Source organism: Bradyrhizobium sp. 215_C5_N1_1 (genome assembly GCF_052075935.1).
Classification (GTDB): Bacteria; Pseudomonadota; Alphaproteobacteria; order Rhizobiales; family Xanthobacteraceae; genus Bradyrhizobium; species Bradyrhizobium barranii.
Window position 1 is genome coordinate 8,755,610 of record NZ_CP197228.1, and the last position, 20,921, is coordinate 8,776,530.

A 20,921-nucleotide genomic window follows, 5' to 3' on the forward strand; every position below is an offset into this window, starting at 1 on the left:
AACGACAACCGACGAGTAGCTTTACGGGGAATGCACCAAATTTAGATTAATGCACCTATCGGAATCGGGCAGCCCATCTCCGAAGAAATACGGAGTGATGGAACCGAAAATGGCCGGCGGAAGAAACGGCCGAAACGCGAATTAGCAACGATCAAATCGATACTTAGCGACGTCGCGACATGAACGGATTGCGGCCCCGCGCGCACTTTTCCGCGCGACTACCGTCCAGGATGCTGCCCCATTAACGCAACGCCTTCCGGCGGCCGTCAGCGGCTCGCCCTGGCAAACGGCTCGATCAGCTTCAAGGTGGCGGCGAGGCGGATGCTGCGCTTGCCGGCGAGCGCGATCGCTTCCATGTCGGCGCCCTTGTCATCGCAGTGGCCGGAGAAGCCGATGCCCACCTCATAGCCACCGAACAAGGGATGCTCGCTCTTCGCCGGCGTGTGTTCCTGATTGACGAATTCGCCTTTCCAGCGACCGTTCGCCGAAGAATAGGCGCCAAGATAATAGAAGAAGGCATCGCCGCCGAGGATGCGGCCGTCGCGCAGCAACATCACGCCGGTATGGCCACCGGTAATTCCATCCAGCATCCGGATGTCGATCGAATAGAGTCCGCTGACGATGCCGCCCTCGCCGACCGCACCGGGCGGGGGAACGTCCTCGTCGCCGAGCGGCGTCATCACGGCGCGAAACACCGAGGCGTCCTCGACCACTTCTCCCTCGAAGCGGTAGAGCTTGCCCTGCGGTCGACCGCGAATGCTGATTGTGACGGCGTCGGAACTGACCAGCGACCTGTGCTGCGGCGACCGGCTGTGGCGCTTCGTCCGGAGCCTGGCGACGATTTCGCCGTCCACAATCTCGTAGGTGCCGAAGTGGGCGAAGGCCGTGTTGCCGCCAAGCATTTTCCCGGCATGGGCGTACAGCACGCTGCGGCCGGAGCCGTCGTTGATATCGTATTCGACCTTGTACAATCCCTCCACCGCACGCCCCGATCTTGCTCTGTTGCCAGTTTAGCGGGTCTGCCAGCCCGGGTAACTAACTATCCTGACGCAGGGTTGAGGTCCCAAGCGTAGCGTATCTCGCCTTACGAAGCGCGGCGCGGCTGATGCATCGGCCTCTTCCGTCGTCCCATCCACCACAGCGTCAGGTTCCAGCCGATGCAGGTGGCGAGTGCGCAACTCAAGCCGATCGGCGAGCCGAACTGCGTGACGGCGACGTGCAGCACCGCAATTGCCAGACCGAAGCCGAGCAGGCCCCAGGCGGAGTTGGCGAGCACGGCAGCGGTCGGCGGGCCGCCGATGCGCGGATGCAGGATCACCATCATGCTGGTGAACACGATCGGGTAGAGTGCGATGACGCCGCTCACCCGCGGGCCGACCCATCCCGAGGTCGAGACCACGATCGCAACCAGCGTCGCGACCAGCGAGGCGCGGAATGGAATGTCGTACCAGCGACGCGTCACCAGCGGCATCTTCACATGGCGGTATCGTGCGAGCAGCGGAATGCAGATGCCGAAGGCGACCAGGTTGACGGCGAGCCCGGCGGTCAACGTCCAGTCGAACAGGCGGATGATGGAGGCCAGCACGATCCACACCGCGACCGCGCTGCCCGCGCTCACCAGCAGATTGTTCCGCTGCGCCAGCACGACATAGGTGAGCCCAAGGACGATCGTCGCCGCGTTGACCGGAAGGCTCGACAGCGCGCCTTGCGCGATGAAGGCGGCATCATGGTCGAGCGCGAGGAAGACGTAGGAAGGACCGGCCGAGATCGGCAAGGTCGCCACCAGTCCGCCGATCACCGGACCGGTGCGCTCGGCAATGAACGACGCGGACACGACGAACGCCGCGGCGATCGCCATGCGCAGGACGAGGAGGATGATGAAGTGGAGCTCGGGGGGCATTTTTTTGCTTCTTACCCTGCCCTTGAGGGGGAGGGTCGGCTCATATGGAGCGTAGCGAAATATGAGACGGGGTCGGGTGACAGTCTCTCGACGGATACGGCGCCCGAGTGGAGAGATCACCCCACCCCGCTCGCGCTGCGCGCGATCGACCCTCCCCCTCAAGGGGAGGGTCAGGAAGTCACATCCGCTGCATCGACACCGAAACCTTCGGGCCGTTCTTGATGGTCTGGTAGACCACGCAATAGCGCTCGGTGAGTTTCAGGAGCAGATCAAGCTTGTCCTGCGGCGCGTCGGTGTCGACCTCGAAGCGCAGGCGGATCTCGGCGAAGCCGACCGGAGTCTCCTTGTCGACGCCGAGCGTGCCGCGGAAATCGAGATCGCCCTCGGCATAGACATTGCCGGTCTTGAGCGGGATCTCGATGGCGGTCGCGACCGATTTCAGCGTGACGCCGGCACAGGCAACCAGCGCTTCCAGCAGCATGTCGCCGGAGCAGAGCTCGAGGCCGGAGCCGCCGGTGGCCGGATGCAGGCCCGCCATCGCGATGGCGCGGCCGGTCTCGACCTTGCAGGCGATGCCTTCGCTGTCGGTCGAGCCCTTGGCCTTCAGCGTGATCATCGCGGTCTTGGGATCGGTCTTGTAGCGTTCCTTGATCGGGGCCTGCATCTGGCGCAGTGCTGCGGCGTCCATCTTGTTCTCTCCCGGAAAAATCGTCCCTCGATGTACCGGCTCAGAGAGAAAATGTCACCACCACATGGCCTGACCGGGACCCTGGGTTGCGTCACGGTCGGGCACGTTGCGGTCGAGCGAACGGTCGAGTGACGTCAGCACACTTCGCTTGAAATTCTCGAACAGCGGCGAATTGCGGTCGCGCGGCCGGCCCAGATTGATCTCGATCTGGTCGAACAGCCGGCCCGGCCGCGGCCGCATCACCAAAACGCGATCAGCCAGCACCACGGCCTCGTCGACGTCATGTGTGACGAGGATGAGTGTCGGCCGGGTGTCGGCCCAGAGGTCGAGCAGATGATCCTGGAGATCCCTGCGGGTGAAGGCGTCGAGCGCCGAGAACGGCTCGTCGAGCAGCAGCACTTCCGGCTGCGGCACCAGCGCACGCGCGATCGCGACGCGCTGCGCCTGCCCGCCCGAGAGCTCGCGCGGCCAGGCCTGCGCCTTATCAGTGAGCCCGACGCGGGCGAGCGCGCGCGCCACCTTCTCGCGCCGCTCGGCCGCGGGCAGGTCGGCAAGGCCGAAGCCGATATTGTCCGCGACGCTGAGCCAGGGCAGAAGCCGCGGCTCTTGGAAGATGATGCCGATTTTTGCGTGCGGCGAACTGATCGCCTCGCTGTCGAGCGTCACCATGCCTGCGCTCGCGCGATCGAGGCCGGCGATGGCACGCAGCAGCGTGGACTTGCCGCAGCCGGAGCCGCCGATGATGGCGACGATCTCGCCCTGTTTGATCTCAGCGGAGAATCGCGCCAGCGCCTGCACGCCGTTGGGATAGGTCTTGCTGACCCGGTCGAGCGCCAGCATCGCGTTACGCTCCCTTCGCGCGCCCGAAGGCGTCCTGCCAGCGCAGGAACGGCGCGGCCCCGACCTCGATCAGCCAGTCGGTGAGCTTGCCGAGAATGGCGAAGATGACGATCGCGGCCAAAATCTGCGCGGGCTTGCCGAGCTGCTGGCCGTCGAGCAGGAGATAGCCAAGGCCTTCGGAAGCGCCGATCAGCTCGGCCGCCACCACGAACATCCAGCCCAGACCAAGGCCGACACGCAAGGACACCACATAGGCCGGCAGCACCGCGGGCAGCAGGATGCGGCGGATCATGGCGAACCCGGAGAGGCGGAAGGTGCGACCGACCTCGACGATCTTGCGATCGACGGAAAGGATCGCGCCCATCACGCCGAGATAGACCGGGAAGAACACGCCGACCGCGATCAGCGCGATCTTGGAGGTCTCGAAGATGCCGAGCCAGAGAATGAACAACGGCACCCAGGCGAGTGAAGGGATCGCACGCAGCGCCTGCACGGTCGGATCGAGCAGCCGCCGCGCCAGCGACCAGTAGCCGGAGATGGCGCCGAGCACGGTGCCCGCGATCACGCCGAAAGCGAAGCCGAGGCCGACCCGCCATAGCGTCGCGGCGATGTGGCGGACCAGCTCTCCGGAGCGGGCGAGCTCGGTGATGGTCGCAAAGACGCGCGAGGGGGGCGGCACCAGACGGCCGTTGGACCAGCCGGACCACACCACCAGCTCCCAGCCGAGCGCGAGGATGAGCGGCAGCAATATTCCAAGCAACGGCCGCGCATAACGCGACAGCCGCGAGGGCGCGGCGGCGCTTTCGGCCGGTTCCGAGGTCTGTTGCAGGACTGGCGCGTCGGAGATCATGGCCGGTAGGAAGCGCGTCTGATCGGGGAATGCAAGGGCGCGCGGCAATCTCGGTTGTCGCCCCGGACAAGCGAAGCGCAGATCCGGGGCCCATAACCACAGGGCGATATGGTTACGGGGACCCGGAGTGACGGCCTTCGCGCCAAACCACGCCCTGTGGTTAAGGGTCCCGGGCTCGCTTCGCGCCCCGGGACGACAGTGGAGTTTGCCGCGCACGCTTGCCGAACTAATTCGTCGGCAGCGGGACCTGGTCGTCGATCAAGGCATCCAGCGTCGCCTTCACATCGACCTTGGCGTCGACGACGCCGGCCTGCTGGAGGGCAAGGCCGGCAGCGAGGATCGACTCGCGCTGGGGTGCGCCGATGCGGCTGTGGGTGAGCTCGGTGCGCTCCTTGAGCTGCTTGTCGACGACCGCGTCCGGCAGCTTGGTCACGGCGATGAAGGTCTTCTTGAGATCATCGTAATTCGCCAGCGAATATTTGCGCGCCTCTTCATACACCGCGAGCACGCGGCGGGCGGCGTCCGGATAGTCCTTCAAGAACTGCTCGCGCACATTGAGGATGCCCCAGGTGTTGGCATCCGCCTTGCGATAGAACAGTTTTGCACCTTCCTCGACCTCGGCCTGCGCCATCATCGGATCGAGGCCGGCCCAGGCGTCGACGTCGCCGCGGATCAGCGCGGTCTTGCCGTCGGCGTGCTGGAGCAGGACCGGCGTGATGTCCTTTTCGGTGAGGCCGGCACCGAGCAGCGCGCGCACCAGGAAGATGTGCGGATCGGTGCCGCGCGTCACCGCGACGCGCTTGCCCTTGAGATCGGCAACGCTCGCGATCTTGGAATCCTTTGATGTCACCAGCGCCGTCCATTCGGGACGCGAATAGACGTAGATCGACTTGATGGGGTTCCCGTTGATCTTCGCCACCAGCGCCGCCGAGCCCGCGGTCGAGCCGAAATCGATCGAGCCGGCGTTGAGGAATTCGAGCGCCTTGTTGGAGCCGGCCGACTGCACCCAAATGATGCTGATGCCGTCCTTGGCGAACTCCTTCTCCAGCAGACCCTTCTGCTTCAGGACCATCGACACCGGATTGTAGGTCGCCCAGTCGATGCGGATTTCCTTGAGCGGATCCGCCGCCCGTGCCGCGGGGGTCATGGCGAGCGCAACAGCCCCCGCCAACAGAATGCGTCGTGTAATCCCGGTCATGCCCAGCCTCCTCAAAAACTTCATTGTTTTTCAATGAGTTATTTCTAGAGGTCAACGAGAAAATCGCTATCCCGAAAGCCCCTCGGCCGAGAACGATTTTGCCCGAGGCCGGCCTTTTCCAGCATGGAACGACTATTGCCAGAGAATGGCGGGTGACAGCGCCTGTCACCTCTTATATCCGGTGAGACATGGACAGCGTCGCGACTGAGCACAAGGCCGAGGTGGACGATCGCTTCGACACCGCGCGGATCACCGCCGCGGTCGATGCGCTTGCCGAGAAGCATCAGGGACGTGAGGACACGTTCCGCACCGCCATGGCGCAATTGCTCAAGGCCGAGCTGATCGCGGCGCGCGCCGCGGCGCAGGCGATCCTGCTGAAGGACCGTCACGGAAGGCGTTGCGCCGAGCGGCTGTGCCACGTGCAGGACGAGATCATCCGCATCCTGTATTCGGCGGCGACCCGGCATCTCTACCGCTCGCCGATCCCGAGCGGCGCGGAGCGCATGGCGGTGGTCGCGACCGGCGGCTATGGCCGCGGCCTGATGGCCCCGGAATCCGATATCGATCTCCTGTTTATCCTGCCCTACAAGCAGACCGCCTGGGGTGAACAGGTGGCTGAGGCCATTCTCTACTGTCTCTGGGACATGGGGCTGAAGGTCGGGCACGCCACGCGCTCGGTCGATGAATCGATCCGGCAGGCGCGCGGCGACATGACCATCCGCACCGCGATTCTGGAAACGCGCTTCCTGACCGGCGACCAGCCGCTCTATGACGAACTGGTCGCGCGCTTCGACAAGGACGTGGTGCAGGGCACGGCGTCCGAATTCGTCACCGCAAAGCTCGCCGAGCGCGAGGAGCGCCACCGCCGCGGCGGCCAGTCGCGCTATCTGGTCGAGCCCAACGTCAAGGACGGCAAGGGCGCACTGCGCGACCTGCACACGCTGTTCTGGATCGCCAAATACGTCTACCGCGTCCGTGATACCGACGAGCTGGTCGAGCGCGGCGTGTTCGACGCGCAGGAATACCGCACCTTTCGCCGCTGCGCCGACTTCCTCTGGTCGGTGCGCTGCAATCTGCACTTCTACTCCGGCCGCGCGGAGGAGCGCCTCTCCTTCGATCTCCAGCGCGAGATCGCGGTCCGGCTCGGCTACACCTCGCATCCCGGCATGCAGGACGTCGAGCGCTTCATGAAGCACTACTTCCTGGTCGCCAAGGAAGTCGGCAACCTCACCGCCATCCTCTGCGCCAAGCTCGAGGACCAGCAGGCCAAGCCCGCGCCGGTGCTGAGCCGGATGATGGCGCGGCTGCGCCCCGCCCCCGCGAAGCGCCGCGTCCCCGACAGCGACGACTTCCTCGTCGACAACAACCGCATCAACGTCGCCGCGCCCGACGTGTTCAAGCACGATCCGGTCAATTTGATCCGGATCTTCCGCCTGGCGCAGAAGAACAACCTCGCCTTCCATCCGGACGCGATGCGCGACGTGACGCGCTCGCTCGGACTGATCAACGCGCAGCTGCGCGAGAACCCGGAAGCCAACCGGCTGTTCATGGAGATCCTGACCTCCGACAACGCCGAGATCGTGCTGCGGCGGATGAACGAGACCGGCGTGCTCGGCCATTTCATCCGCGCCTTCGGCAAGATCGTCTCGATGATGCAGTTCAACATGTATCATCACTACACCGTCGACGAGCATCTGATCCGCTGCGTCGGCTTCCTGCAGGACATCGAGCGCGGCGGCATCGAGGAGTTCACGCTCGCCAGCGATCTCTTCCGCAAGATCCGGCCCGAGCACCGTGCGGTGATCTACATCACGACGCTGCTGCACGACATCGCCAAGGGACGGCCGGAGGATCACTCGATCGCGGGCGCCAAGGTGGCGCGCCGGCTGTGCCCGCGGCTCGGCTTCAGCGCGGCCGACACCGAGCTCGTGGCCTGGCTGATCGAGGAACATCTGACGATGTCCACGGTCGCGCAGTCGCGCGATCTCTCCGACCGCAAGACGATCGAGAATTTCGCTGCCGTGGTGCAGTCGGTCGAGCAGATGAAATTGCTCACGATCCTGACCACCGCCGACATCCGCGGCGTCGGCCCGGGCGTGTGGAACGGCTGGAAGGCGCAGCTCCTGCGCTCGCTCTACTATGAAACCGAACCGGTGCTGACCGGCGGCTTCTCGGAAGTCGACCGCGGCAAGCGCCTCACGGCCGCCTACGCCGAATTCCGCATGGCCTTCGCCGAGTGGCCGGCGGACGAGCTCGATGCCTATATCGGCCGGCACTATCCCGCCTATTGGCTCAAGGTCGAGCTGCCGCGAAAGATCCGCCATGCCCGCTTCGTCCGCTCCAGCGAACAGGCCGGCCACAAGCTCGCGATCAATGTCGGCTTCGACGAGGTGCGCGGCGTCACCGAGCTCACCATCTTCGCCGCCGACCATCCCTGGCTGCTCTCGATCATCGCCGGCGCCTGCGCCTCGGCCGGCGCCAACATCGTCGACGCGCAGATCTACACGACGACCGACGGCCGCGCGCTCGACACGATCTCGATCTCCAGGGAATACGATCGTGACGAGGACGAGGGCCGGCGCGCCACGCGCATCGGCGAGATGATCGAGGACGTGCTGGAAGGCAAGCTGCGTCTGCCCGAAGTGGTGGCGCGGCGCACCGTGCGCAGCAAGGCGCGGCCTTTCACGATCGAGCCGGAAGTGACCATCAACAACCAATGGTCCGACCGCTACACCGTGATCGAGATGTCCGGCCTCGACCGCCCCGGCCTGCTCTACGAGCTGACCACCGCGATCTCGAAGCTCAACCTCAACATCGCCTCGGCCCATGTCGCGACCTTCGGCGAGCGCGCCCGCGACGTGTTCTACGTCACCGACCTCCTGGGCGCGCAGATCAACGCGCCGACGCGCCAGTCCGCAATCAAGAGCGCGCTGACCCACGTGATGGCCGGCGACAAGGCGGTGCAGCCGGCGGCGTGAGGAGAGAGCTAAATCTCTACCCCCTCATGCCGCAGCAGCCAGCGCTTCCGCTCGAGCCCGCCGCCATATTTCACCAGCGAGCCATCCGCGCCGATCAGGCGGTGACAGGGCAGCACCACGCTGATCGGGTTTGAGCCGTTGGCATGGCCGACGGCACGAATGGCTTTGGGCATATCGATCCTTGCGGCCATCGCGCCATAGCTCATCGTGGTACCGGCAGGGATTTGCGCGAGCGCGGTCCAGACCCTTTGCTGGAAAGGCGTGCCGGCGATGCGCCATGCGACGCCCGAGAGCTGGCCGAGATCGCCTTCGAAATAACCCGACAGCGCCGTCCGCATCTCCGTCGGCGCAGGCAGATCGCTCAGATCCACGGCGCCGTATTGCAGGCGCAACAGCTCGCGCATGCGGTGCTCGTAGTCTTCCCAGTCGAGCGCACGCAAGGCGCCCTCGGCATCGGTGACGAGCAGCGCGATCCCGATCGGCGTCGTCAGGCGATCGAGGCCGAATCGTTCAGGCGGTTTGGTTGATCGAGCGGGCATTGCGACACCAGGCCATCGAAACACGCCATCGCACTTGCCATGCCGGCCGTGCTAACGTCCACCCGAAAGCTGACGCTTTGGGGGGCTCAACTTGATTCTGATCACCAATGTCCTGGTGGCGCTGGTCGCCGCACTGCACGCCTACTTCCTGATCCTGGAGATGTTTCTCTGGGACAAGCCGCTTGGCTTGAAGACATTCCGCAATACGCCTGAAAAGGCCGAGATCACGAAGGTGCTGGCGGCCAACCAAGGGCTCTATAACGGCTTCCTCGCCGCCGGCCTGATCTGGGGCCTCGTCCACGGCAACCCGGCCTTCGCATTCCAGATCAAGGCATTCTTCCTGCTCTGCGTGATCGTGGCCGGCGCCTACGGCGCGGCGACCGTCAGCACCCGCATCCTGCTCGTGCAGGCGCTGCCGGCGGCGATCGCGCTGGTTGCGCTGTTTCTGACCTGATTCTCGTGACCTGAGACGCTACGGCGCAGCGTCGCGATCCTTGCGCGGCGCCGGACCTTCCTCCACACTCTCCGGCAGCGATGGCGACCGTTGCAATCAACGGGAAAAGACCGTCGACCGGAAATTCCGTCAGGAGGAACAACCAAGATGAACAATCGCAGAGCCTTCATAGCTGCCACGGCGGCGCTCGCCTTCACGTTCTCCGCCAGCCAAGCCCCCTTCAATCAAGCCCTCGCCCAGAAGAAATACGACACCGGCGCGAGCGACACCGAGATCAAGATCGGCCAGACCGTGCCGTTCTCCGGCGCCTATTCCGTCTATGCCAATATCGGCAAGACCCAGGCCGCCTACTTCAAGATGATCAACGATCAGGGCGGCATCAACGGCCGCAAGATCAATCTGATCCAGTATGACGATGCCTATTCGCCGCCGAAGACGGTCGAGCAGGTGCGCAAGCTCGTCGAAGGCGACGAGGTGCTGTTCACCTTCCAGATCATCGGCACGGCCGCGAACGCCGCCGTGCAAAAATATCTCAACGGCAAGAAGATCCCGCAGCTGCTGGCCTCCACCGGCGCCGCACGCTTCAACGATCCGCAGAACTATCCCTGGACCATCGCCTACAATCCCAACTACGTGTCCGAGGGACGCATCTACGCCAAGTACATTCTCGCCAATCACCCCAATGCCAAGATCGGCGTGCTCTACCAGAACGACGACATGGGCCGCGACTATCTCGCCGGCCTCAAGAGCGGCCTCGGCGACAAGGCAGCCAAGATGATCGTCGGCGAGGTGTCCTACGAGGTCACCGACCCGACCGTCGACTCGCAGGTGGTCAAGCTGAAGTCGCTCGGCGCAGATCTTTTCTACGATGCCTCGACGCCGAAATTCGCGGCGCAGGCCATCAAGAAGGTGGCCGAGCTCGGCTGGACGCCGGTGCACATCCTCGACATCAATGCGAGCCCGATCTCGGCGACGCTGAAGCCGGCCGGCCTCGACATCTCCAAGGGCATCATCTCGACCCAATACGGCAAGGAGCCGAGTGATCCGCAGTGGAAGGACGATCCGGGCGTGAAGGCCTTCTTCGCCTTCATGGACAAGTATTTCCCCGAAGGCGACAAGCTCAACACGGTCAACACCTACGCTTATTCGGTCGCCGAGTTGCTGACGCAGGTGCTGAAACAGTGCGGCGACGACCTTTCGCGTGAGAACGTGATGAAGCAGGTCGCCAACATCAAGGACTTCACCCCGAGCTTCGCGCTGCCCGGCATCAAGATCAACACCGGACCGAACGACTATCGCGTCAACAAGCAGATGCAGATGATGAAGTTCAACGGCGAGCGTTGGGAGCTGTTCGGCCCGATCATCGAGGACAACGGCCCGGCGGGTTAGTAACTGCGTAGAGTGGATTAGCCCTGCAGATGCGCAAAGCGCATCTGCTCGGCGTAATCCACCTCTTCGACATCCGCGGCAGCAGAAGTGGTGGGTTACGCCTGGCGGACTGCGCTTCGCGCAGCCACAAGGCTAACCCACCCTACGAACTGCGCGTCTCCACCCACCTTGCGTTGCAGCAACGCCTCATCCACAATCGCCCTCAGCGGTGACGTCCTGTGCGCAAGAGCATCCGGGCAGATCATCGGCAATAACAAACTGAGGAAATTGCGAATGAGGAATGGAATGCTGCATCTGGCCACGGCAACGGCGCTAACCATTGCGCTGTCGGTCACCGCGGCCAGTGCCCAGAAAAAATATGATCCGGGCGCCAGCGACACCGAGATCAAGGTCGGACAGACCATGCCGTTTTCGGGACCGGCGTCGGCCTATTCGTCGATCGGCAAGACCCAGGCCGCCTATTTCAAAATGATCAACGACCAGGGCGGCATCAATGGTCGCAAGATCAACCTGATCCAGTATGACGACGCCTATTCGCCGCCGAAAGCCGTGGAGCAGATACGCAAGCTCGTCGAGAGCGACGAGGTGCTGCTGACTTTCCAAATCATTGGCACGCCTGTGAACGCGGCCGTCCAGAAATATCTCAATTCCAAGAAGGTGCCGCAGCTGTTCGCAGCGACCGGCGCCTCGAGGTTCACCGATCCAAAGAACTTTCCGTGGACCATGGGCTACAATCCCAACTACTTCGTCGAAGGCCGAATCTACGGCCAATACATTCTGAAGCAGCATCCGGACGCCAAGATCGGCGTGCTCTATCAGAACGACGACCTCGGCAAGGACTATCTGAACGGCATCAAGGCCGGCCTCGGCGACAAAGCCGCCAAGATGATCGTGACCGAAGCGTCCTACGAGGTCTCCGATCCGACCGTGGATTCGCAGATCCTCAAGATCAAGGACGCCGGCGCCGATTTGTTCTTCAGCGCCACAACGCCGAAGCAGGCCGCACAGGCGATCAAGAAGATCGCCGAAATGGGCTGGCATCCGATCCAGATCGTCGACATCAACGCCACCTCGGTCGGTGCGGTGCTGAAGCCGGCAGGCCTTGATGCGGCCAAGGGCCTGATCAGCGTCAACTACGGCAAAGAACCGCTCGATCCAACCTGGAAGGACGACGCCGGCCTGAAGAAGTATTTTGACTTCATGGCGAAGTACTATCCGGACGGCGACAAGGACTCGAACTTCAACACCTATGGTTATGGCACAGCCCAGCTCCTGGTCCATGTGTTGAAGCAGTGCGGTGACGATCTGACGCGCGAGAACGTCATGAAGCAGGCGGCGTCGCTGAAGGACGTCACCAGCGATATCGCGCTGCCCGGTATCAAGGCCAACACCTCGGCGACCGACTACCGCGTTAACAAGCAGCTTCAGATGATGAAGTTCAACGGCGAACGCTGGGAGCTGTTCGGCCCGATCCTGGAGGACGCGGGCCCGATCGATTAGTTCTCGGAAACAACTGCCTCAACGACGTCATGCCCGGGCTTGTCCCGCCTGCGCGGCCGAAGCCGCTTCGGCGCGGCGAAGGCCCGGGCATCCACGTTCTTGGAGCGGCAAGGCAAGGGCGTGGATGGCCGGGTCAAGCCCGGCCATGACGGCGGAGGGAGATGCGCGCAGAGACATCTACTCCGGTATCTCCCCAAAATTCTTCCCCACCGGCAGCACCGCGTGCCGTATCAGCCGTGAATCCTCCACCGCGGCCTGGCGATGCTTCACCGCTTCGCGATAGACGGGATCGCGGATCATCTCGACGAAGGCGGCAACGCTTGGATATTCGGCGATGAAGCAATGGTCCCAGCGCTCCTCTTGCGGGCCGATCAGCATCAACTCGAATTTGCCCTGCCAGACGATGCGGCCGCCGAGGCGCTCGAACACCGGGCCGCTCTCGCGGCCGTAGGCCGCATAGGCTTCCGCGCCGCTCGCCTTGCGGCCGTCGGGATAGGCCGCCTCTTCGCGCAAACGCACCAGATTGAGCATGTGGATCGGGCCGGGGCGGTCGTTGTCCCGGAACTGCGCAAAAATCTCCTTGCTCGGATCGATATGGCCCATGCCGGTTCCCTCTTGTTTTATGTCGGCGATCCTAGCTCTGCCGCCCGGCGAGCGGAACTGCGGCAGGCGAATGCCGCACCTCCTAATCGCGCGTTAAGCTCTGGGTAACCGGGCCTTAAACAGCGACCGGTAGCGTGCGGCGGGGCGGGCTGACCGGGCGTTTTGCGTATGGCGTGGGGAAAGAAAAAGGGTGGGCGGAAGGAGCCGTTGTTCGGCTTGCCTGCTGCGCTCGCCGATCTGCGCCTGACCGCGGCCGACCGCGTCCCCGGCGGCGAGGACAAGCCGAAGAAATCAACGAAATCATCCGCCAAGCGCAAGAGCGAGGATGCCGGCGACGAGCCGCCGCGCGAGCGGAAGGCACAAGCCGGCCGCAGCGGCGCCAAGCGCCGGTCGAAATCGGGCGGAGGCTTCAGCCTCGGCCGCCTCGTCTATTGGGGTGCGGTGCTCGGCCTGTGGGGCGTGATCGCCGTGATCGGCGTCGTGATCTATGTCGGCGCCCATCTGCCGCCGATCCAGTCGCTGGAGATTCCCAAGCGGCCACCGACGATCCAGATCGTCGGCATCGACGGCAGCATGCTGGCGCAGCGCGGCGAGATGGCGGGCGCCAACGTCTCGCTGAAGGACCTGCCGCCCTATCTGCCGAAGGCCTTCATCGCCATCGAGGATCGCCGCTTCTACTCGCATTTCGGCATCGACCCGATTGGCATCCTGCGGGCCCTCGTCACCAACGTACTCCATCGCGGCGTCTCGCAGGGCGGCTCGACCTTGACGCAGCAGCTCGCGAAAAACCTGTTCCTGACCCAGGAGCGGACCATGGCGCGCAAGCTGCAGGAGGCGGAGCTCGCGATCTGGCTGGAGCGCAAGCATTCCAAGAACGAGATCCTGGAGCTCTATCTCAACCGCGTCTATTTCGGCTCGGGCGCCTATGGCGTCGAGGCCGCGGCGCAGAAATATTTCGGCAAGTCGGCGAAGGACGTCACCGTCGCCGAAGCCGCGATGCTGGCGGGCCTCGTCAAATCGCCGTCGCGGCTGGCGCCGAACCGCAATCCGGAAGGCGCTGAAGCGCGCGCGCAGATCGTGCTCGCGGCGATGGCGGATGCAAAACTCATCACCGAAGCACAGGCGCAGGCCTCGATCGGCCACCCCTCCTACAACGTGAAGCCGGCCGGAGCCGGCACGCTCAACTACGTCGCCGACTGGATCGGCGAGGTGCTGGACGATCTGGTCGGCCAGATCGACGAGAGCATCAAGGTCGAGACCACGATCGATCCGAAGCTGCAGAGCGTGGCGGAAGCCGCCATCATCGACGAGCTCGCGGCCAAGAGCGTCAAGTTCAATGTCAGCCAAGGCGCGCTGGTGGCGATGACGCCCGACGGAGCGGTACGCGCCATGGTCGGCGGGCGGAACTATTCCGACAGCCAGTACAACCGCGCGGTCACCGCGAAACGCCAGCCGGGCTCCTCGTTCAAGCCGTTCGTATACCTGACCGCGCTCGAGCAGGGGCTGACGCCTGATACCTTGCGTCAGGACGCGCCGATCGAGGTCAAGGGCTGGAAGCCCGAGAACTACACCCATGAATATTTCGGCGCGGTGACGCTGACGCAGGCGCTGGCAATGTCGCTCAACACCGTCGCCATCCGCCTCGGTCTCGAGGTCGGACCGAAGAACGTGGTGCGCACCGCGCACCGGCTCGGCATCTCCTCGAAGCTCGAGCCCAATGCCTCGATCGCGCTCGGCACCTCCGAAGTCTCGGTCGTCGAGCTGGTCGGCGCCTATGCCCCCTTCGCCAATGGCGGCTTCGCGGTGGCGCCGCACGTCGTCACGCGGATCAGGACGCTCAGTGGCAAGCTGCTCTACATGCGGCAAGCGGAAGAGCGCAACCAAGTTATCGATCCGCGCTATGTCGGCATGATGAACACGATGATGCGGGAGACGCTGATATCAGGCACCGCCAAGAAGGCGGATATCCCCGGTTGGCCGGCAGCAGGCAAGACCGGCACCAGCCAGGATTACCGCGACGCCTGGTTCATCGGCTACACCGCCAACCTCGTCACCGGCGTCTGGCTCGGCAATGACGACAACTCGCCGACCAAGAAGGCGACCGGCGGCGGCCTGCCCGTCGAAGTCTGGACCCGCTTCATGCGCACGGCGCACGAGGGCGTGCCGGTGGCCGCCTTGCCGAACTCGCAAGCGAGCTGGGGTCTGTCGAACCTCGCGCAGGCGGCATCGCAGGTATCGCCGCCGACGGCGACGACAGCACCCGGACCGGCACCGGCGAGCAGTGGCGGCTATCGCCCGCCTCCGACGCGCGCCAATGTGCGGCCGGAAGCCGCCGCAGGGCTCGACGGCTGGCTGATGGACCGGCTGTTCGGCGGAAATCGGTAGCTTCGAGCTGAGGTCCCCAGGGCCTCAAAACAAAAAACGCGAAAACAACCCCATGCACAGTAGCCGGTGACTTCAGGCGCGCCGCGCGGTGGATTGTAGGAAACGTTTGATCCGGCGGGACAAATCGAGCGTGCCGCGCAATCGTCGCGAAGTATGGCGGGGATCGCGCAAAGCGCGCTGACGTCGCCCCGCTCTCAACTGTCATTCCCCGCCAATGGGTCTCGCCTTCGGCGAGCCCCTTGACAGGCTCCAGCGGGGAATCCAGTACGCCGAGACGTCGAGATTCAAAGCAGCTGCCGCGGCGTACTGGATCGCCCGCCTTCGCGGGCGATGACAGTGATGGATACTGCCAGCAGCGTTTGCTCGGGCTGAGTTGAGTCCCAAAGACTCGGGTTTAGTGGGAAGGAGCGTTCCATGATTGCAGGTCTATCCAGCGCGGCGTTGCCCTATCTGCGTCCTGCATCAACGTCCGGTTCCAATGCGACAACGACATCAGATCTCCAGCCGGAGGCGTCGACTGCAACTGACGCTGCGACCAGCAGCCCAGGAATCAGCGTGTCGCAACTCAAGCCGCTGCAAGGCGCCAAGCCGATCTCGGTGGCGGACAACCCGGTCCTGCGCGACCTGATGGCAACGAATTGGCTGATGACCCACGGCGCGAACGCGACTCAACCGGCCGTCTCGGACGATGCACCTGAGAACACCTATGCCCAGGTGAAGGTTGACGGCAAGGTGGTGGCCACACTGTACAATGGCGGGTCCTCGACGATGACCAACGCGGCGGCCGCAAAGATCGGCAAGCTCGAGGATCCTCCCGGTCTGAGTGGACCTGATCTGGCGCAATGGCGAGCCGACAATTACGCCAAGCTGCTTGGCGGCACCGTCGAAAAAGCGTCCACCGCGATCACGCAATCGCAATGGACACCGCGTCAGAGCAATTCTGCGACCTATAGTCGCGATCAACTCGACGCGGCCTTCCAGGCGATGCTGGCCGAGGGCCAGAAGGCCGCCGTGCAACTGCAATCGTCCTATCTCGCCTCGCGCGCGCAGCCGGGGACAAGCGCAGATATCAGCGCCTGACCTGAGAGATGGTTTGAGGACGCGCGGCATCCGGGCGACGAATTTTGTCAAAGCACATCAAGCAAGATCATCCCGGCTAACGCCGAACAACGAGCAGCCATCGTCGGCGTTCAACGCCCGCGATGTCGCGCGACGAGAGCTGCTCGCCTGGATAGTCCGATGGGTCGGTCGCTCGGGGAAATCGGAAAGCGTGGCACGAGACGCACTGATGTCGCCCCGTCCTCCGCTGTCATTCCCCGCGAAAGCGGGGAATCCAGTACGCTGCGGCTTCTCGGCTTAACAATAACCGCCTCTGGAATACTTGGGTCGCCCGGTCAAGCCGGGCGACCCAGTGAGTGTTGGCTAGCAGCGAGGCCTAGTCTGCGACGAGGATCAATCCTCGACCCCATAGCGGTGCAGGTCGTTGCCGTGCGTATCGAGCCACTTCTTGGCGCGCTCCATCGACGGGCAGGCCTTTCCGCAGACGCGCCAGAACCGCGCCGAGTGGTTCATCTCGACGAGATGGGCGACCTCGTGCGCGGCGAGGTAGTCGAGCACGTAGGGCGGCGCGAGGATCAGGCGCCAGGAGAACGACAGCGAGCCAGCCGAGGTGCAGGAGCCCCAACGGCTGGACTGATCGCGGATCGAGAGGCGCTTGACCCTGACGCCGAGCTCGACGGCATAGGCCTCCGCCGAGCGCTGGAGATCGTGGCGCGCCTCGCGCTTGAGGAAGTCGCTGACGCGGCGGTCGACATGCTCGACCCCGCCGGCGACGCAGAGAATGCGTTCACCGCTGTCGCGCACTTCCGTCCATACCGTGCCGCGCGTGCCGGCACGATGAACGATACGATGGGCCGTGCCGCGTAGCGGTATCACTGTGCCGGGTTGGAACGGCGCAGCCTTCGGCAAACGGCCGAGACGTGCAGCGATCCACGCGCCGTGACGTTGTGCGAAGTCCTTGGCTTCGGCCAGCGTGCCGCGCGGCGGGATGGTGAGGATGGCTTCGCGATCGCTCGGATGGATTCTGAGCGTGTAGCGGCGCGCGCGGCGGTGCCGACGCAATCGAATCGCAAAAAACTGCGATCCATGGGTGATGACCAGGGTCTTCGGCTCGTGGGGCCGTCGATAGAGGAGTGCGCGAGTGGCCATGTCTGTCAGTCCGGGGGGCAGGAGGGCGCCCGGATTCTGCCATAACCGCCGCCAGGGAAAGCGCTCGGCGCAAAAACAAATCATTTGCCCAATATACAGCGGTCTAGCGTCCGGGAGACCCTACAGACTGGGGTTGGAACCCGGTTTTTTCGCCCCCGCTGGACGCATGCGGCACCCCCAAAGGATGAGGTGGGACTCACTCCTATAAGGCTACCTAAATACCGCGAATCTGGAGGGAACCAGCCCCTGCCGGAACCTCCGACAGGGCGCCGATTTTCAGCGGGAAAGCCGAAAAACGCGCTTATTCGGCCGCGAGGGCCTGCAACGAGCTCGGATTCGCAGCCGAGACCATGAAGTCATGGATGCGCGGCACGATTTCCGACTTGAAGCGCGAGCCGTTGAACACGCCGTAATGCCCGACGCCCTTCTGGACGTAATGAACGCGGCGGTGATCGGGGATCGAGCTGCACAATGTGTGTGTTGCTTCGGTCTGACCGAGCCCGGAGATGTCGTCGTTCTCGCCTTCGACCGTCATCAGCGCCACGCGCGTGACCTTCGAGGGGTCGACGCGTGTTCCGCGATGGGTCATCTCGCCCTTCGGCAGCGAGTGCTTCACGAACACGGTGTCGACCGTCTGCAGATAATACTCGGCGGAGAGATCCATCACCGCGAGATATTCGTCGTAGAAGTCGCGATGCTTGTCGACGAGGTCGCCGTCGCCCTTCACCAGATTGGCGAACAGGCGCTTGTGGGCGTCCATATGCCGGTCGAGGTTCATGCTGATGAACCCGTTGAGCTGCAGGAAGCCCGGATAGACATCGCGCATCATGCCCGGATGCGGGAACGGCACCTTGGTGATGACGGTGTTGCGGAACCAGTCGATGCCGCGCTCCTGGGCGAGCTTGTTCACCCCGGTCGGATTGCGGCGGGTGTCGATCGGGCCGCCCATCAGCGTCATCGACGTCGGCACGAAGGGGTCGCGCCGCGCTTCCATGATCGAGACGGCGGCAACGACGGGAACGGAGGGCTGGCACACCGCCATGACATGGGTGTTGCCGCCAAGGACGTGCAGCATCTCGATGACGTAGTCGATGTAGTCGTCGAGATCGAAGCGGCCATCGCTCAGGGGCACCATGCGGGCGTCGGCCCAATCGGTGATGTAGACCTCATGCGCCGGCAGGAACGCCTCGACCGTGCCGCGCAGCAGCGTCGCGTAGTGGCCGGACATCGGCGCCACGATCAGCACGCGCGGCTGCGGGCTGCGCAAGGGACGGGCGAACTTGCGATCGAAGTAGAGCAGCTTGCAGAACGGCTTTTCCCAGACCGAGCGGACCTCGACGGGAACGCGGATGCCGTTGACCTCGGTGTCGTTGAGGCCCCATTCCGGCTTGCCGTAACGGCGCGTGGTGCGTTCGAACAATTCACAGGCCGCGGCGACGGACTTGCCGACCTCGGTGCGCGCCCACGGATTGAGGGGATTCTGAAACAGGAGCTTGGTCGCATCGGTGACCGCACGCGCCGGATTGAGAGAGGCCTGCCCCATCTCGTACATCCAGTACATCGGCGTCGTCAGGACCGGACTGCCTTCGGCCGCCAGGGGCGGCGCGCCGCCGAACTCACCAATAGGCATCGTTAAAATCCTCTTCGCATCGCAACATACTGCCGAATGCGTAATATTGCGTCAATGCATGGTTCCGTACATCTACGGAGCCGGAACGGCTAAATCAGCCTGAATCCACGGGAAAGTGAGATTATTCACCGCTCGAGAGCAGCGAGCCGTGCTTCTTGGCGCTCCGCAAAAGGGCAAGGAATGCCCCAAAAGATGCAACCAGCAGCACCGCATTGATGGCCAACGCACGCAACATCAGATCGATCCGGAGGGTCTGTTCGATCAGGAGCGCCCGCATTCCCTCGAACACATAGGTCGGCGGCAGCGACCAGGCCACGTATTGCAGCCATGCCGGCAGCACGCTGACGGGATAGTAGACGCAGGCGAGCGGCATGATCGCGAACATCAGGGTCCAGACGATGCTCTCGGCGCCAAGGCCGTTTCGTAAGACCAGCCCCGAGACGAAGATGCCGACCGCCCAGCTCGTGAAGATCAGATTGCAGAAGAATGCAATCAGCGGCAGACCGAGGGCGTAGACGTTGAAGTGAAACAGGAACAGCGCGAGCAGCGTCATCGGGATGACGCCGATCGCGAGCCGGATCATGCTCATGATCATCAGCGACAGCAGAAACTCGATCGGCTTCAAGGGGCTCATCATGAGGTTGCCGATGTTGCGCGCCCACATCTCCTCCAGGAACGAGATCGAGAAGCCGAGCTGGCCGCGGAACAGGATGTCCCAGAGGATGACGGCGCCGATCAGCGTGCCGCCGGCGCGCGCGAAGAAATTGGCGTTCTCGGCGATGTAGAGCTGGAGAAAGCCCCAGGTGATGACCTGGAGCGCGGGCCAATAAAGCAGCTCGAGCAGCCGCGGCCAGGACGACATCAACAGGTACCAGTAGCGCAGGATCATTGCGCCGATGCGATGGATGGAAATGCCGCGGTGAAGGGAGAGCTCGGTCATCGCGCCGCCTCCTTCGCACCGTTCACCCGCCCGCGCGCGACGTCCAGGAACACCTCCTCCAGCGTGGTGCGGTTGTAGCGCGCCATGATGGCCTCCGGCGTGTCGTCGTCCTCGATGCGGCCGCGCTTCATGATGATGACGCGGTCGCACAGACGCTCGACCTCGAGCATGTTGTGCGAAGCCAGAAGGATGGTCGCGTTGTTCTCCTTGCGATAGCGCTCCATATGCGCCCGCACCCAGTCGGCCGTATCCGGGTCGAGCGAGGCGGTAGGCTCGTCCAGCAGCAGCAGCTCGGGCTGGTTGATCAGCGCCTTCGCCAGCGCGACGCGGGTCTTCTGCCCGGCGGAGAGCTTGCCGTTGGCGCGGTCGATGAATTCGGTGAGATCAAGCTCGTCGGCCAGCCTGGCGATGCGATCGGAGACGTTCTTCACCGCATAGAGCTTGCCGAACACGGTGAGGTTCTGCCGCACCGTGAGGCGCATCGGCATGTCGACATAGGGGCTCTCGAAATTCATCCGCCCCAGCACCGCCGCGCTCTGCTCCGGCATCCGATGCCCGAGCACCTGCACGCGGCCGGAGGTCGGCAGCACCAGGCCCATGATCATCGCGATGGTCGTGGTCTTGCCGGCGCCGTTGCCGCCCAGAAGCCCGGTGATGCTGCCACGCGGCAGCGAAAAGGAGATATCGTCGACGGCGCGGGTCTGCTTGTAGACCTTGACGAGGTGATCGACCGCAATGGCCGCAGAGGAGCCGCGCTCCGCGACAGTCGGCGGACTTGAAGCTTTGTCGTTCCCGGTCATGCTAGCCGTTCTTCTGCTA

18 protein-coding genes are annotated in these 20,921 nt (G+C 63.9%); 6 read left to right on the forward strand and 12 right to left on the reverse strand.

The window, feature by feature from the left end; genetic code table 11:
- Positions 1 to 266 precede the first annotated feature (266 nt).
- The 6 genes from AB7G19_RS42150 to AB7G19_RS42175 all read right to left on the reverse strand — a co-directional run bounded on the left by AB7G19_RS42150 (position 267) and on the right by AB7G19_RS42175 (position 5,476).
- Positions 267 to 980, reverse strand: a complete 714-nt coding sequence (locus AB7G19_RS42150; protein ID WP_085404057.1) for a hypothetical protein — start codon at positions 978 to 980, stop codon at positions 267 to 269.
- Positions 981 to 1,084: 104 nt separating this feature from the next.
- The gene (locus AB7G19_RS42155; RefSeq protein ID WP_085404058.1) at positions 1,085 to 1,900 is read right to left on the reverse strand and encodes a hypothetical protein; all 816 of its coding nucleotides are present in this window, start codon (positions 1,898 to 1,900) and stop codon (positions 1,085 to 1,087) included.
- 178 nt (positions 1,901 to 2,078) lie between these two features.
- Entirely contained in the window at positions 2,079 to 2,588 is a 510-nt protein-coding gene (locus AB7G19_RS42160; RefSeq protein WP_028149375.1) for an OsmC family protein, read from the reverse strand.
- Positions 2,589 to 2,642: 54 nt separating this feature from the next.
- A complete protein-coding gene (locus tag AB7G19_RS42165; RefSeq protein WP_085404059.1) occupies positions 2,643 to 3,428 on the reverse strand; it encodes an ABC transporter ATP-binding protein in 786 nt (261 codons plus the stop codon).
- 4 nt (positions 3,429 to 3,432) lie between these two features.
- On the reverse strand, positions 3,433 to 4,278 hold the full coding sequence (locus tag AB7G19_RS42170; RefSeq protein ID WP_085404060.1) for an ABC transporter permease: 846 nt from the start codon (positions 4,276 to 4,278) through the stop codon (positions 3,433 to 3,435).
- Between the two features lie 226 nt (positions 4,279 to 4,504).
- On the reverse strand, positions 4,505 to 5,476 hold the full coding sequence (locus AB7G19_RS42175; protein WP_014491109.1) for an aliphatic sulfonate ABC transporter substrate-binding protein: 972 nt from the start codon (positions 5,474 to 5,476) through the stop codon (positions 4,505 to 4,507).
- A 188-nt stretch (positions 5,477 to 5,664) separates the two neighbouring features.
- Here AB7G19_RS42175 and AB7G19_RS42180 point away from each other — a divergent pair, with 188 nt between their 5' ends.
- Positions 5,665 to 8,454, forward strand: coding sequence for a [protein-PII] uridylyltransferase (locus tag AB7G19_RS42180; protein ID WP_071909009.1), 2,790 nt, complete (start codon positions 5,665 to 5,667; stop codon positions 8,452 to 8,454).
- Between the two features lie 8 nt (positions 8,455 to 8,462).
- On the opposite strand, the gene AB7G19_RS42185 is transcribed toward AB7G19_RS42180, so the two are convergent.
- Positions 8,463 to 8,993, reverse strand: a complete 531-nt coding sequence (locus AB7G19_RS42185) for a methylated-DNA--[protein]-cysteine S-methyltransferase (RefSeq protein ID WP_085404061.1) — start codon at positions 8,991 to 8,993, stop codon at positions 8,463 to 8,465.
- A 97-nt stretch (positions 8,994 to 9,090) separates the two neighbouring features.
- Between AB7G19_RS42185 and AB7G19_RS42190 the strand changes: the two genes are divergently transcribed.
- The 3 genes from AB7G19_RS42190 (at position 9,091) to AB7G19_RS42200 (ending at position 12,336) form a co-directional block, all read left to right on the forward strand.
- Positions 9,091 to 9,447 (forward strand): DUF1304 domain-containing protein, encoded by a 357-nt coding sequence (locus AB7G19_RS42190; RefSeq protein WP_187388035.1) that lies wholly within the window; start codon positions 9,091 to 9,093, stop codon positions 9,445 to 9,447.
- Between the two features lie 147 nt (positions 9,448 to 9,594).
- Positions 9,595 to 10,836 carry an ABC transporter substrate-binding protein gene (locus AB7G19_RS42195; protein WP_085404062.1) on the forward strand — a complete coding sequence of 414 codons (1,242 nt, stop codon included), beginning with the start codon at positions 9,595 to 9,597 and terminating at the stop codon, positions 10,834 to 10,836.
- A 273-nt stretch (positions 10,837 to 11,109) separates the two neighbouring features.
- Positions 11,110 to 12,336, forward strand: a complete 1,227-nt coding sequence (locus AB7G19_RS42200; protein ID WP_085404063.1) for an ABC transporter substrate-binding protein — start codon at positions 11,110 to 11,112, stop codon at positions 12,334 to 12,336.
- A 177-nt stretch (positions 12,337 to 12,513) separates the two neighbouring features.
- Here AB7G19_RS42200 and AB7G19_RS42205 read toward each other — a convergent pair whose 3' ends face one another.
- Positions 12,514 to 12,939, reverse strand: coding sequence for a DUF1330 domain-containing protein (locus AB7G19_RS42205; protein WP_028149366.1), 426 nt, complete (start codon positions 12,937 to 12,939; stop codon positions 12,514 to 12,516).
- 168 nt (positions 12,940 to 13,107) lie between these two features.
- Here AB7G19_RS42205 and AB7G19_RS42210 point away from each other — a divergent pair, with 168 nt between their 5' ends.
- Both AB7G19_RS42210 and AB7G19_RS42215 read left to right on the forward strand, forming a co-directional pair.
- Entirely contained in the window at positions 13,108 to 15,324 is a 2,217-nt protein-coding gene (locus AB7G19_RS42210; RefSeq protein ID WP_085404064.1) for a transglycosylase domain-containing protein, read from the forward strand.
- A 414-nt stretch (positions 15,325 to 15,738) separates the two neighbouring features.
- The gene (locus tag AB7G19_RS42215; RefSeq protein ID WP_085404065.1) at positions 15,739 to 16,404 is read left to right on the forward strand and encodes a hypothetical protein; all 666 of its coding nucleotides are present in this window, start codon (positions 15,739 to 15,741) and stop codon (positions 16,402 to 16,404) included.
- Positions 16,405 to 16,776: 372 nt separating this feature from the next.
- On the opposite strand, the gene AB7G19_RS42220 is transcribed toward AB7G19_RS42215, so the two are convergent.
- The 4 genes from AB7G19_RS42220 to AB7G19_RS42235 all read right to left on the reverse strand — a co-directional run bounded on the left by AB7G19_RS42220 (position 16,777) and on the right by AB7G19_RS42235 (position 20,902).
- Positions 16,777 to 17,616: a M48 family metallopeptidase gene (locus AB7G19_RS42220; protein WP_063980051.1), complete on the reverse strand. Its 840-nt coding sequence runs from the start codon at positions 17,614 to 17,616 to the stop codon at positions 16,777 to 16,779.
- A 217-nt stretch (positions 17,617 to 17,833) separates the two neighbouring features.
- Entirely contained in the window at positions 17,834 to 19,162 is a 1,329-nt protein-coding gene (locus AB7G19_RS42225; RefSeq protein WP_063980052.1) for a polyhydroxyalkanoate depolymerase, read from the reverse strand.
- A 121-nt stretch (positions 19,163 to 19,283) separates the two neighbouring features.
- A complete protein-coding gene (locus tag AB7G19_RS42230; protein WP_063980053.1) occupies positions 19,284 to 20,102 on the reverse strand; it encodes an ABC transporter permease in 819 nt (272 codons plus the stop codon).
- Positions 20,099 to 20,902, reverse strand: coding sequence for an ABC transporter ATP-binding protein (locus tag AB7G19_RS42235; protein ID WP_085404067.1), 804 nt, complete (start codon positions 20,900 to 20,902; stop codon positions 20,099 to 20,101). Before AB7G19_RS42235 ends, AB7G19_RS42230 begins: the two co-directional genes overlap by 4 nt.
- Positions 20,903 to 20,921: the final 19 nt, after the last annotated feature.

What these genes read in the sequence shown, in the direction of transcription:
- AB7G19_RS42155 (WP_085404058.1), bottom strand. Translation starts at nt 1,900, where the DNA reads ATGCCCCCCGAGCTCCACTTCATCATCCTCCTCGTCCTGCGCATGGCG.
- AB7G19_RS42205 (WP_028149366.1), bottom strand. Translation starts at nt 12,939, where the DNA reads ATGGGCCATATCGATCCGAGCAAGGAGATTTTTGCGCAGTTCCGGGAC.
- AB7G19_RS42175 (WP_014491109.1), bottom strand. Translation starts at nt 5,476, where the DNA reads ATGACCGGGATTACACGACGCATTCTGTTGGCGGGGGCTGTTGCGCTC.
- AB7G19_RS42225 (WP_063980052.1), bottom strand. Translation starts at nt 19,162, where the DNA reads ATGCCTATTGGTGAGTTCGGCGGCGCGCCGCCCCTGGCGGCCGAAGGC.
- AB7G19_RS42195 (WP_085404062.1), top strand. Translation starts at nt 9,595, where the DNA reads ATGAACAATCGCAGAGCCTTCATAGCTGCCACGGCGGCGCTCGCCTTC.
- AB7G19_RS42220 (WP_063980051.1), bottom strand. Translation starts at nt 17,616, where the DNA reads ATGATTTGTTTTTGCGCCGAGCGCTTTCCCTGGCGGCGGTTATGGCAG.
- AB7G19_RS42170 (WP_085404060.1), bottom strand. Translation starts at nt 4,278, where the DNA reads ATGATCTCCGACGCGCCAGTCCTGCAACAGACCTCGGAACCGGCCGAA.
- AB7G19_RS42165 (WP_085404059.1), bottom strand. Translation starts at nt 3,428, where the DNA reads ATGCTGGCGCTCGACCGGGTCAGCAAGACCTATCCCAACGGCGTGCAG.
- AB7G19_RS42235 (WP_085404067.1), bottom strand. Translation starts at nt 20,902, where the DNA reads ATGACCGGGAACGACAAAGCTTCAAGTCCGCCGACTGTCGCGGAGCGC.
- AB7G19_RS42215 (WP_085404065.1), top strand. Translation starts at nt 15,739, where the DNA reads ATGATTGCAGGTCTATCCAGCGCGGCGTTGCCCTATCTGCGTCCTGCA.
- AB7G19_RS42160 (WP_028149375.1), bottom strand. Translation starts at nt 2,588, where the DNA reads ATGGACGCCGCAGCACTGCGCCAGATGCAGGCCCCGATCAAGGAACGC.
- AB7G19_RS42230 (WP_063980053.1), bottom strand. Translation starts at nt 20,102, where the DNA reads ATGACCGAGCTCTCCCTTCACCGCGGCATTTCCATCCATCGCATCGGC.
- AB7G19_RS42210 (WP_085404064.1), top strand. Translation starts at nt 13,108, where the DNA reads ATGGCGTGGGGAAAGAAAAAGGGTGGGCGGAAGGAGCCGTTGTTCGGC.
- AB7G19_RS42200 (WP_085404063.1), top strand. Translation starts at nt 11,110, where the DNA reads ATGAGGAATGGAATGCTGCATCTGGCCACGGCAACGGCGCTAACCATT.
- AB7G19_RS42185 (WP_085404061.1), bottom strand. Translation starts at nt 8,993, where the DNA reads ATGCCCGCTCGATCAACCAAACCGCCTGAACGATTCGGCCTCGATCGC.
- AB7G19_RS42180 (WP_071909009.1), top strand. Translation starts at nt 5,665, where the DNA reads ATGGACAGCGTCGCGACTGAGCACAAGGCCGAGGTGGACGATCGCTTC.